Genomic DNA, 11,510 nt, shown 5'->3' on the forward strand with positions numbered 1-11,510 from the left:
GGTGCGGCCCTCGCGGCGGGCGGCGGCGCGGCGCAGGCGGCCGGGTCGCCGCCGGAGAGCGCCGGCGCGGCGGCCACGGGCCGGGCCCTCATCGAAGGTCTCGGGCACGCTGCCGCCGGCGGGGCCGCCCCGGTCAAGACCCTCCCGCTGAACCCGATGGCCGGGACGGGGGTGGACCCGCTGGACAACTCGCTGGGCACCCGGGTCGCCGACTTCAAGCCGGTCGGCACCTCGGCGGTCACCGCCCCGCTCGCGCGGGGCGACGCGCTCCAGGACCTGCCGGCGGCGGGGCCGGCGGCGGGCCTGCTCCCGGGCTGACCCGTCCGGGCCGGACGCACGGGCACACGGATGGGCCCCGTACCGGATCGAGCGGTACGGGGCCCATCCGCATGGGGGTGCGGGGGTCAGTAGGCGGAGCCGGACGCGCCCAGGGAGCCCGTCGGGTGCCACACCGTCTTGGTTTCGAGGAAGGCCGTCAGGCGCTGCGTGCCGGGGTCGGCCGACCAGTCCACGGGCTGTGGACGCAGAACCCGCTTGAGGTTGTCCGCGGCGGCGATCTCCAGATCGCGCGCCAGGTCCGCGTCCGCGCCCGTGAGGTCGATCGCGTTGACGTCCTGGTGCGCGGCGAGCGGCGCCGCGATCTCCTGCGTACGCCCGGTCAGGATGTTGACCACACCGCCCGGCAGGTCGGACGTGGCCAGGACCTCGCCGAGGGAGAGCGCGGGCAGCGGGGACTTCTCCGACGCGACGACGACGGCCGTGTTGCCCGTCGCGATCACCGGGGCGATCACCGAGACGAGGCCCAGGAAGGACGACTCCTGGGGGGCGACGACGGTGACGACGCCCGTGGGCTCGGGGGTGGAGAGGTTGAAGAACGGGCCCGCGACCGGGTTCGCGCCGCCCACGGTCTGGGCGATCTTGTCGGTCCAGCCCGCGTACCAGACCCAGCGGTCGATCGCCGCGTCGACGACGGCGGCGGCCTTCGCCTTCGACAGGCCCTCGGCGTCCGCGACTTCGCGCACGAACTGCTCCTTGCGGCCCTCCAGCATCTCGGCGACGCGGTAGAGGACCTGGCCCCGGTTGTACGCCGTCGCGCCCGACCAGCCGCCGAACGCCTTGCGCGCCGCGACGACCGCGTCACGCGCGTCCTTGCGGGAGGCGAGGGGGGCGTTCGCCAGCCAGTTGTTCTTGGAGTCCGACACCTCGTACACCCGGCCGCTCTCGCTCCGGGGGAACTTGCCCCCGACGTACAGCTTGTAGGTCTTGAAGACAGAAAGTCGCTCAACGGTGCTCATCAGCGCTCACCCTTCGGGCTCGACGGGGCGAGGTACGCCTCCAGGCCGTGGCGGCCGCCTTCGCGGCCGGAGCCCGACTCCTTGTAGCCGCCGAAGGGCGAGGTCGGGTCGAACTTGTTGAACGTGTTGGCCCAGACGACACCCGCGCGGAGCTTGCCGGCGACCGCGAGGATCCGCGAACCCTTCTCCGTCCAGATGCCTGCCGACAGGCCGTACTGGGTGTTGTTGGCCTTGGCGACGGCCTCGTCGGGCGTACGGAACGACAGCACCGACAGCACCGGGCCGAAGATCTCGTCGCGCGCGACGGTGTGCGCCTGCGTGACGCCCGTGAAGAGCGTCGGCGCGAACCAGTAGCCGGAGGAGGGGAGGTCGCACGGCGCCGTCCAGCGCTCGGCGCCCTCCGCCTCGCCGGTCTCGGCGAGCGCGGTGATACGGGCCAGCTGCTCGGCGGAGTTGATGGCGCCGATGTCGGTGTTCTTGTCCAGCGGGTCGCCCAGGCGCAGGGTGGAGAGCCTGCGCTTGAGGGAGTCGAGCAGCTCGTCCTGGACCGACTCCTGCACGAGGAGGCGGGACCCGGCGCAGCAGACCTGGCCCTGGTTGAAGAAGATGCCGGTGACGACGCCCTCGACGGCCTGGTCGATCGGGGCGTCGTCGAAGACGATGTTCGCGCCCTTGCCGCCGAGTTCGAGGGTGACCTTCTTGTCCGTGCCCGCTACCTGGCGGGCGATCGCCTTGCCCACGGCCGTGGAGCCGGTGAAGGCGACCTTGTTCACGTCCGGGTGCCCGACGAGCGCGGCGCCCGCGTCCCCGTAACCGGGAAGGATGTTGACGACGCCCTTGGGCAGGCCCGCCTGGCGGCAGATGTCCGCGAAGAAGAGGGCGGAGAGCGGGGTCGTCTCGGCCGGCTTCAGGACGACCGTGTTGCCCGTGGCGAGCGCCGGGGCGATCTTCCACGCGAGCATGAGGAGGGGGAAGTTCCAGGGGATGACCTGGCCCGCGACGCCCAGGGGACGCGGGTTCGGCCCGTACCCGGCGTGGCCGAGCTTGTCGGCCCAGCCCGCGTAGTAGAAGAAGTGCGCGGCGACCAGGGGGAGGTCCGCGTCGCGGGTCTCCTTGATCGGCTTGCCGTTGTCGAGGGTCTCCAGGACGGCCAGCTCGCGCGAGCGCTCCTGGATGATCCGCGCGATGCGGAAGAGGTACTTGGCACGCTCGGAGCCGGGCAGCGCGGACCAGGTGTCGAAGGCCCTGCGGGCCGCCTTCACGGCGCGGTCGACATCCTCGGCGCCTGCGCGTGCCACCTCGGAGAGGACCTCCTCGGTGGACGGCGAGACGGTCTTGAAGACCTTGCCGTCGGCCGCGTCGGTGAACTCGCCGTCGATGAACAGGCCGTAGGACGGCGCGATGTCGACGACCGAGCGCGACTCGGGAGCGGGTGCGTACTCGAATACAGATGCCATGGTGATCAGTCCACCGTCACGTAGTCGGGTCCGGAGTAACGGCCGGTGCTCAGCTTCTGCCGCTGCATCAGCAGGTCGTTCAGCAGCGAGGAGGCGCCGAAACGGAACCATTCGTTGCTGAGCCAGTCCTCGCCGACGGTCTCGTTGACCAGCACCAGGAACTTGATCGCGTCCTTGGTGGAGCGGATGCCGCCGGCCGGCTTGACGCCGACCTGGACTCCGGTCTGCGCCTTGAAGTCGCGTACGGCCTCGAGCATCAGCAGGGTGTTGGGCGGGGTGGCGTTCACGCCCACCTTGCCGGTGGAGGTCTTGATGAAGTCCGCGCCCGCCAGCATCCCGAGCCAGGACGCGCGGCGGATGTTGTCGTACGTCGACAGTTCGCCGGTCTCGAAGATGACCTTCAGGCGGGCCTTGTCGCCGCACTCGGCCTTCACGGCCACGATCTCCTCGTGGACCTTCAGGTAGTGACCGGAGAGGAAGGCTCCCCGGTCGATCACCATGTCGATCTCGTCGGCGCCGGCGGCGACCGCGTCGCGCACGTCCGCGAGCTTCACGGGGAGCGCGGCGCGGCCCGCCGGGAAGGCGGTGGCGACGGAGGCGACCTTGATGCCGGTGCCGGCCAGGGCGTCCTTGGCGGCGGCCGCCATGTCCGGGTAGACGCAGATCGCGGCTACGCGCGGCGTCGTCCGGTCGGTCGGGTCCGGGTTGGCGCCCTTGGCGCAGAGCGCCCGGACCTTGCCCGGGGTGTCCGCGCCTTCGAGCGTGGTGAGGTCGATCATCGAGATGGCCAGGTCGATGGCGTACGCCTTCGACGTGGTCTTGACCGAACGGGTGCCGAGGGACGCGGCGCGCGCTTCCAGGCCGACGGGGTCCACGCCGGGGAGCCCGTGCAGGAAGCGGCGCAGCGCGGCGTCGGACGTGGTCACGTCGGCGAACGCGGATGCGGGTGCAGTGGTGGGCATGGTCACCACTGCAGCATATCTACGCGCGTAGCGGCCTGTACACCCCCGGCCCCGGCCGAGCCTGTGTGACGTGAGGCAGAATCGGCCGCATGACATGCAGCCCCAACGGCCCCACGGGCCCCGGCGACCCCGGCCGGCCCGGCGAGCCGCCGTACGCCGACCGCGTCTTCCGGTCGTCCTCCGCCCTCGGCGGCGGTGTTCTGGTCCTTCTGCTGGCCGCCTGGGTCGGCGGTGACGCGCTGGTGCGCGGGGAGGGGCGTACGCCGTGGGCCGCCGTGGCGGGGCTGCTGTTCGCCGTGCCGCTGGTGGTGGCGTTCACGCTGCGGCCCGCCGTGTACGCCAACGACGACCGGCTCCGGATCCGCAATCCCTTCCGTACGATCACGCTGCCCTGGGGGACGGTCGAGGGCGTACGGGCCGGTTACTCCAGCGAGGTCTTCGCGGGCGGCCGGAAGTACCAGCTGTGGGCCGTGCCCGTCTCGCTGCGCCAGCGCAAGCGCGTCGCCCGGCAGCAGGCCAGGCAGGCGTCCGACGATCCGTACGGCAGGACGTCCGCGACCGCCGACGTCACCGACGCGCGGACGCGCAGGGCGCCCGCCGACCAGGCCGTCGACGATCTGCGCGAGCAGGCGGAGCGGTGCGGGTCGCGGCCGGGCGCGCAGGGCGAGCCGGTCGTCCGCTGGGCGTACGAGATCATCGTGCCGTGCGCGGTGGGCGCGGTCGCGCTGGCGGTGCTTTTCGCCACCGGGTGAGGTGGGCGGGGAGGTGCGGTGGGCGGCTTTCGCGGGGGCTTCGGGGCCGGTGCCGCGCCGGGGCGCCTCCCCGGGCCCCGGACGTTCGGGTACGGGGGTTCCTCGGGGTGGTCGCGTTCGACGCCCTGCGGGGAGCCCCCCGGCGCGTCCCCTCCCGCCACCGCGGCCTGCGGCCCGGGGCGGGGTGACGCACGGCAGGGGCGGGCGGGCCCGGGGAGGGGGGCGNCGCCAGGTCCCGCTTGAGGGTGGCGAGGATGGATCCGGCCCGCTCCTTGGCCGTTGCCAGCTCGCTCGCGCCGGCTACCGGGACGACGGTCTCCAGGTAGCACTTGAGCTTCGGCTCGGTGCCGCTCGGCCGGACGATCACGCGGGCCTTCACCTCACCGTCCAGGTAGTAGCGGAGGCCGTCGGTCGGCGGCAGCTTGTCGGTGCCGCGCGTGAGGTCCTCGGCGGAGGTGACGGCCAGGCCGGCGAGCGTGGTGGGCGGCTGGGCGCGCAGCCGGGCCATCGCGTCGGCGATCACGGTGAGGTCCTGGACGCGGACCGACAGCTGGTCGGTGGCGTGCAGGCCGTGCTCGACGGCGAGGTCGTCGAGCAGGTCGAGGAGCGTGCGGTTCTGCTCCTTGAGCACGGAGGCGAGCTCGGCGACGGCGAGCGCCGCCGTGATGCCGTCCTTGTCGCGTACGCCCTCGGGGTCGACGCAGTAGCCGAGGGCCTCCTCGTAGCCGTAGCGCAGGTCCTCGACGCGGGCGATCCACTTGAAGCCGGTCAGGGTCTCCTCGTACGCCAGACCCGCGGCGGCGGCGATCCGGCCGAGCAGCGACGACGACACGATCGACTCGGCGAACGTGCCGCGGGCGCCCTTGTGCACGAGGTGCGCGGCGAGCAGCGCGCCGACCTCGTCGCCGCGCAGCATCCGCCACTCGCCGGTGCCGGGCACGGGCACGGCGACGGCGCAGCGGTCCGCGTCCGGGTCGTTCGCGATGATCAGGTCGGGCTCCGCGCGGCGGGCGGTGGCGAAGGCCAGGTCCATCGCCCCCGGCTCCTCCGGATTGGGGAAGGCGACCGTCGGGAAGTCCGGGTCCGGCTCGGCCTGCTCGGCCACGAGAACGGGCTCGGGGAAGCCGGCGCGGGCGAAGGCGGCCAGGAGGACGTCCTTGCCGACACCGTGCATGGCCGTGTAGACGGCGCGGGCGGTGCGCGGGGACCCGGCGGTGAGGACCTCGTCCGTACGGGCGAGATAGGCCTCCAGGACCTCCTCGTCGAGCGTGAACCAGCCGTCCTCGGGGCGCGGTACGTCCGCGAGGGAGCGCACGGCCGCGATCTCCGCCGCGATCTCGGCGTCGGCGGGCGGCACGATCTGCGAGCCGTCGCCGAGGTAGACCTTGTAGCCGTTGTCGCGGGGCGGGTTGTGGCTCGCGGTGACCTCGACGCCGGCCACGGCGCCCAGGTGCCTTATGGCGAAGGCCAGGACGGGGGTGGGCAGCGGGCGGGGCAGCAGGGCGGCGCGCAGTCCGGCGCCGGTCATCACGGCGGCGGTGTCGCGGGCGAAGTCGGCGCTCTTGTGCCGGGCGTCGTAGCCGATGACGACGAGGCCGTCGGTCTGCCCCTTCGCCTTCAGGTACGCGGCGAGGCCGGCGGCGGCCCTGATGACGACGGCGCGGTTCATCCGCATGGGGCCCGCGCCGAGCTCCCCGCGCAGTCCTGCCGTGCCGAACTGCAGCGTGCCGGCGAACCGGGCGGCGAGCTCGCCCAGGTCCTCGGCGTCGATGAGCTTGCCGAGCTCCTCGCGGGTCTCGCTGTCCGGGTCCTCGGCCAGCCAGGCCTGCGCCCGTGCGATCAGCTCCTGCTGCACGATGTGGTCCACCTCTCGAATGTGTGCGTTCCGATTCGCCTGCGGCGTGCTTGTTCCCCGCCCCGCCCCTCCCCGAACCGGGGCGCTGCCCCGGCCCCGGTCCCCGGGTGCCGGACGGACCGGATCGTCCGGCCCGTCCGGCACCCGGGGACACGCCCGGAGGGCGTCCGGGTCAGATCCGCTCGAGGACCTGGGCCAGGAGCGCGCCCATCCGGGTGGCCGAGTCGCGGCCGGCCTGGAGGACTTCCTCGTGGTTGAGCGGCTCGCCCGTCAGACCCGCGGCCAGGTTGGTGACCAGGGAGATGCCGAGCACCTCCGCGCCCGCCTCACGCGCGGCGATGGCCTCCAGGACCGTGGACATGCCGACCAGGTCGCCGCCCATCACGCGGACCATGTTGATCTCGGCGGGGGTCTCGTAGTGCGGGCCGGGGAACTGGACGTACACGCCCTCCTCCAGGGTGGCGTCCACCTCCTTGCACAGCGCGCGCAGCCGCGGCGAGTACAGGTCCGTCAGGTCCACGAAGTTCGCCCCGATGATCGGAGAAGTGGCCGTCAGGTTGATGTGGTCGCTGATCAGGACCGGCTGGCCGGGGCGCATGCCCGGGCGCAGGCCGCCGCAGCCGTTGGTGAGGACGATGGTCTTGCAGCCGGCGGCGACGGCGGTACGGACGCCGTGCGAGACGGCGGCGACACCGCGGCCCTCGTAGTAGTGCGTACGGCCGAGGAAGACCAGGGCGCGCTTGTCGCCGATCTTGTACGAGCGGACCGTTCCCGCGTGTCCGGCGACGGCCGGCGGCGGGAAGCCGGGCAGCTCGGTGACCGGGAACTCGTGCTCGGGCGCGCCCAGCGCCTCGGCGGCGGGCACCCAGCCCGACCCCATCACGAGGGCGACGTCGTGGGTCTCGGCGCCGGTCAGCTCGCGCAGGCGGGCGGCGGCGGCGTCGGCTGCCGCGTGGGGGTCGGCGAAGCCGTCGGTCGGGGCGGGGGTAACAGATGCGTTCACGCCGACGAGGGTAACCGGTGAATCCCTACGCGCGTAGATGTCGCTGTGGACGGTGTTTCGATCGTTGCCTTGGCGGATCGGACAAACCCCCCGGCGCCCCGCGTCAGCAGGGGCGTTTGCGCAGCTCCATGACGTAGTCGTGCGGTGCGCCCGCCGACTCCGCCGCATCGGCGATCTCGCCCAGGTAGCGCGCCGAGGGCAGCCCGCCCTCGTACCCGTTCAGGACGTACAGCCAGGTCGGCTCCTCGCCGTCCAGGGTGTGCACCCGCACCCGCATCCGGCGGTAGATGTCGAGTCCGACACCCTCCCAGCGGTCCATGGAGTCCTCGTCCATGGGGGCGATGTCGTACAGCGCGACGAAGACCTGGGAACGCGGGGCCTCCACGATGGTGGCGAGCGCGCCCTCCCAGCCCATCGCCTCCCCGCCGAAGGTCAGCCGCCAGCCGTTGAGCCAGCCGGTCCCGCGCAGCGGTGAGTGCGGTGCGCGGCGCGTCATCAGCCGCGCGTCGAGGTTGCCGGCGTACGCGGCGTAGAGCGACATGTGGTCGAGGGTACGGGAGGGGGTGGGGCGGCGGGGCCCGTAGAGCGCCACGCCCGGATGGAGGGACCCGGGGCGAAGCACTTTGAAGCGTGCGGGACAATGGAGTACGTACTGCATTCCCCCCCGGGCGATCCCCGGATCCCCGGCCGAGCGGGCAGGCGGGCCGGGATTGACAATGCGAGGCGGACTTTTTCGTGACCCGGATCGTGATCATCGGTGGCGGACCCGGCGGATACGAGGCGGCCCTGGTGGGCGCCCAGCTCGGCGCGGAGGTGACCGTCGTCGACCGTGACGGCCTGGGCGGGGCGTCGGTGCTCACCGACTGCGTACCGTCCAAGACCCTGATCGCCACGGCCGAGGTGATGACGACCTTCGACTCTTCGTACGAGGAGTTGGGCATCATCGTCGCCGACGACACGCCGCACGTCGAGCAGGCGGCCCGTGTGGTCGGCGTGGACCTGGGCAAGGTCAACCGCCGTGTGAAGCGCCTCGCGCTCGCGCAGTCCCACGACATCGCCGCGTCCGTCACCCGTGCGGGCGCACGCGTGCTGCGCGGCCGCGGCCGCCTGGAGGGCCAGCAGGACGCCGACGGCTCGCGCACCGTCGTCGTCACCGACGCGGACGGCGAGGTGGAGCGCATCACCGCCGACGCCGTGCTGATCGCGACCGGCGGGCACCCGCGCGAGATCCCCGACGCGCTCCCGGACGGCGAGCGGATCCTGAACTGGACGCAGGTGTACGACCTGGACGAGCTCCCCGAGGAGCTCATCGTGGTCGGCTCCGGCGTCACCGGCGCCGAGTTCGCCGGCGCGTACCAGGCACTCGGCTCGCGCGTCACCCTCGTCTCCTCCCGCGACCGCGTGCTGCCCGGCGAGGACCCGGACGCCGCCGCCGTCCTGGAGGACGTCTTCCGGCGCCGCGGCATGAACGTCATGGCGCGCTCGCGGGCCGAGTCCGCCAAGCGGGTCGGCGACCGGGTGGAGGTGACCCTCTCCGACGGGCGCGTCATCACCGGCACCCACTGCCTGATGGCCGTCGGCGCCATCCCGAACTCCGCGGACATGGGCCTGGAGGAGGCCGGGGTCCGGCTGAAGGACTCGGGCCACATCTGGACCGACAAGGTCTCGCGCACCACCGCGCCCGGCGTGTACGCGGCGGGCGACGTCACCGGGGTGTTCGCGCTGGCGTCGGTCGCGGCCATGCAGGGCCGGATCGCGATGTACCACTTCCTCGGCGACGCGGTGACCCCGCTGAACCTGAAGACCGTCTCGGCGAACGTCTTCACCGACCCCGAAATCGCGACGGTGGGCTACACGCAGGCGGACGTGGACGCGGGCAGGATCGACGCGCGCGCCGTGAAGCTGCCGCTGCTGCGCAACCCGCGCGCCAAGATGCAGGGCATCCGCGACGGCTTCGTCAAGATCTTCTGCCGTCCCGGTACGGGCATCGTGGTCGGCGGCTGCGTCGTCGCCCCGCGCGCCAGCGAACTGATCCACCCGATCTCGCTCGCCGTCGACAACAACCTGACCGTGGAACAGGTCGCGAAGGCCTTCACGGTCTACCCGTCCCTGTCGGGCTCCATCGCCGAGGTGGCACGCCAGCTGCACACCCGCAAGACGTCCGCCGAGGCGTAGCCGGCACCGCCGACGCGCGGCGCGCAACCGGCGTGCGCCGCTTATATCACTCGGACCCTCAGTTTGTGTGCAACTTCTGCTATTCGGCGCAAACTGCTGAGAACTGTCGGTCGGTCAGGTTACTGTCAGTTTCGTGTTCGCTGCAGAACGTCGCCAATTGATCCTCGAAATGGTGCGAGCCAACGGGGCTGTATCGCTCCGTGAGCTCGCCCGCGTCGTCCAGACCTCCGAAGTGACCGTACGGCGGGACGTGCGGGCACTGGAGGCAGAAGGACTCCTCGACCGCCGGCACGGCGGTGCGGTACTGCCGGGCGGTTTCACGCGGGAGTCCGGCTTTCCGCAGAAATCCCATCTCGCGACCGCGGAGAAGACGGCCATCGCCGACCTCGCCGCGGGACTCGTCGAAGAGGGCGAAGCCGTCGTCGTCGGCGCCGGGACGACCACGCAGGAGCTGGCCAGACGGCTCGCCCGGATTCCCGGGCTGACCGTCGTCACCAACTCCCTGCTGGTGGCCCAGGCGTTGGCCCACGCCAACCGGGTCGAAGTCGTCATGACCGGTGGCACGCTGCGCGGCTCGAACTACGCCCTGGTCGGCAGCGGGGCCGAGCAGTCCCTCCAGGGGCTGCGGGTCTCCCGCGCCTTCCTCTCCGGCAGCGGACTGACCGCCGAGCGCGGTCTGTCCACCTCCAACATGCTCTCCGCGAGCGTCGACCGGGCGCTCGTGCAGGCCGCCGCCGAGGTGGTGGTCCTCGCGGACCACACCAAGCTCGGGACCGACACCATGTTCCAGACGGTGCCGACCGACGTGATCACCCGCCTGGTCACCGACGAGCCGCCGTCCCACGACGACCGCGCGGCCACCGAACTGCAGGCCCTGGCCGATCAGGGAGTGCAGATCACCGTGGCGGGGGCGGGAGCGGCGGGGGCCGGGGGAGAGGGCGTCCCGCCGGGGCGCCAGCCCCGCCGGGACATGCCCCTGCCCGGTCAGCGGCGCACGCACCCGGGCGGCCCCGGGGCCGGTGCGCAACTGCGCTCCGCCGGATCCCTGGCGGAGCAGCAGGCGGGGTCGGCCGAGCGGGCGCGCGTCGCCGATCTGCGCCGCCGCTGAAGCGGGCGGGCGCGTCATGGCCGGCGCCCACTCCTTCTCCGCCCGCTACTTCTCCGCCCGCAGGCCCGTCAGCGTCAGCGTCAGCAGCCGGTCGGCCAGCTCCGGATCGTCCGGGGCCTGCTCGGCTGCCAGCGCGATGGCGTTGGTCAGCTGCATCAGGTCCCCGATCGACACGTCGGGCCTGAGGGAGCCGCTCTCCTGAGCCCGTACGAGCAACCGCTCGCCCGCCGCGTTCATCGGCGTACTGCACCGCGCCAGGGCCGAACTCTCGTCGTGCGAGGCCGACATGAGCTCGCGGGCGAGTCCCCGGTACTCACCCGCATGAGTGATGATCTCGCGCAGCCACGTGACGAGCGCCGAGCAGGGCGCCTCGCTGTCGGCGAGTCCCCGCGCGCGTACGAGGAGTTCGTCCACGGCGCCCTGGAAGACCGCGCTCATCAGCGCGTGCCGGGTGGGGAAGTGCCGGTAGAGCGTCCCGATGCCCACACCGGCGCGGCGCGCGACGTCCTCCAGCGAGGCGTCGGTGCCGTGCTCGGCGAAGGCGGTACGGGCCTCGGTCAGCACGCGCTCGTAGTTGCGGCGGGCGTCGGCGCGCATGGGCCGTACGGCCGCCGACGAGGACGTCGGCACCTCGGGCCTGTGTGGACTGCTCGTCGCCATCGCGTCGCCCTTCTCCTGCTCAGGTCTCCAGAATGCCATTGCGGGCCGGACGGACCGAGTGAGCTGAGGGCCCCGCCGGTCTCGGCGGGGCCCTCAGCTCTGGTACGGCCGCTCCGCGGCTTTCTCGGCTTTCTCTGCGGCCGGGTGTCAGTCCTTGATCTCGCAGATGACGGCGCCGGAGGTCAGGGAGGCGCCGATCTCGACGGCCAGGCCCTTGACGGTGCCGGAGCGGTGGGCGTTGAG

General features: G+C 72.6%; 11 protein-coding genes and 1 pseudogene. 4 read left to right on the forward strand and 8 right to left on the reverse strand.

Features of this window, described 5'->3' with window-relative positions; translation table 11 throughout:
- Window positions 1-318 (forward strand): hypothetical protein (locus ABD374_RS27190; RefSeq protein ID WP_344498456.1); only part of this gene is annotated, 318 nt, incomplete at its 5' end.
- 86 nt (window positions 319-404) lie between these two features.
- Here the strand turns inward: ABD374_RS27190 and ABD374_RS27195 are convergent.
- Genes ABD374_RS27195 through deoC form a run of 3 tightly spaced genes read right to left on the reverse strand, consistent with a single transcriptional unit; the run spans window position 405 to window position 3,714 of the window.
- Window positions 405-1,295: an aldehyde dehydrogenase family protein gene (locus ABD374_RS27195; RefSeq protein ID WP_344498458.1), complete on the reverse strand. Its 891-nt coding sequence runs from the start codon at window positions 1,293-1,295 to the stop codon at window positions 405-407.
- Window positions 1,295-2,752, reverse strand: a complete 1,458-nt coding sequence (locus tag ABD374_RS27200) for an aldehyde dehydrogenase family protein (protein WP_344498460.1) — start codon at window positions 2,750-2,752, stop codon at window positions 1,295-1,297. The genes ABD374_RS27195 and ABD374_RS27200 overlap by 1 nt, the downstream gene beginning before the upstream one ends.
- Before the next feature lie 5 nt (window positions 2,753-2,757).
- Window positions 2,758-3,714, reverse strand: coding sequence for a deoxyribose-phosphate aldolase (gene deoC, locus ABD374_RS27205; RefSeq protein WP_344498462.1), 957 nt, complete (start codon window positions 3,712-3,714; stop codon window positions 2,758-2,760).
- Window positions 3,715-3,803: 89 nt separating this feature from the next.
- On the opposite strand from deoC, the gene ABD374_RS27210 reads away from it, so the two are divergent.
- Window positions 3,804-4,466 (forward strand): PH domain-containing protein, encoded by a 663-nt coding sequence (locus ABD374_RS27210; RefSeq protein WP_344498464.1) that lies wholly within the window; start codon window positions 3,804-3,806, stop codon window positions 4,464-4,466.
- Window positions 4,467-4,692: 226 nt separating this feature from the next.
- Here ABD374_RS27210 and ABD374_RS27215 read toward each other — a convergent pair.
- The 3 genes and pseudogenes from ABD374_RS27215 to ABD374_RS27225 all read right to left on the reverse strand — a co-directional run.
- Window positions 4,693-6,321: pseudogene (locus tag ABD374_RS27215) on the reverse strand (phospho-sugar mutase); the annotation flags it as partial.
- 172 nt (window positions 6,322-6,493) lie between these two features.
- Complete coding sequence (locus ABD374_RS27220) at window positions 6,494-7,324, reverse strand: purine-nucleoside phosphorylase (protein WP_214898168.1); 831 nt, start codon at window positions 7,322-7,324, stop codon at window positions 6,494-6,496.
- Window positions 7,325-7,427: 103 nt separating this feature from the next.
- Window positions 7,428-7,865 (reverse strand): gamma-glutamylcyclotransferase family protein, encoded by a 438-nt coding sequence (locus tag ABD374_RS27225; protein WP_093799368.1) that lies wholly within the window; start codon window positions 7,863-7,865, stop codon window positions 7,428-7,430.
- 194 nt (window positions 7,866-8,059) lie between these two features.
- On the opposite strand from ABD374_RS27225, the gene ABD374_RS27230 reads away from it, so the two are divergent.
- Window positions 8,060-9,499, forward strand: a complete 1,440-nt coding sequence (locus ABD374_RS27230; protein WP_344498468.1) for an NAD(P)H-quinone dehydrogenase — start codon at window positions 8,060-8,062, stop codon at window positions 9,497-9,499.
- Between the two features lie 133 nt (window positions 9,500-9,632).
- Window positions 9,633-10,607: a DeoR/GlpR family DNA-binding transcription regulator gene (locus ABD374_RS27235; protein WP_344498470.1), complete on the forward strand. Its 975-nt coding sequence runs from the start codon at window positions 9,633-9,635 to the stop codon at window positions 10,605-10,607.
- Window positions 10,608-10,652: 45 nt separating this feature from the next.
- Here ABD374_RS27235 and ABD374_RS27240 read toward each other — a convergent pair whose 3' ends face one another.
- A complete protein-coding gene (locus tag ABD374_RS27240) occupies window positions 10,653-11,204 on the reverse strand; it encodes a TetR/AcrR family transcriptional regulator (protein ID WP_344498472.1) in 552 nt (183 codons plus the stop codon).
- Between the two features lie 210 nt (window positions 11,205-11,414).
- A partial coding sequence (locus ABD374_RS34910) for a biotin/lipoyl attachment domain-containing protein (protein ID WP_486388638.1) occupies window positions 11,415-11,510 on the reverse strand: 96 nt, incomplete at its 5' end.

Source organism: Streptomyces enissocaesilis, assembly GCF_039533765.1.
GTDB lineage: Bacteria > Actinomycetota > Actinomycetes > Streptomycetales > Streptomycetaceae > Streptomyces > Streptomyces enissocaesilis.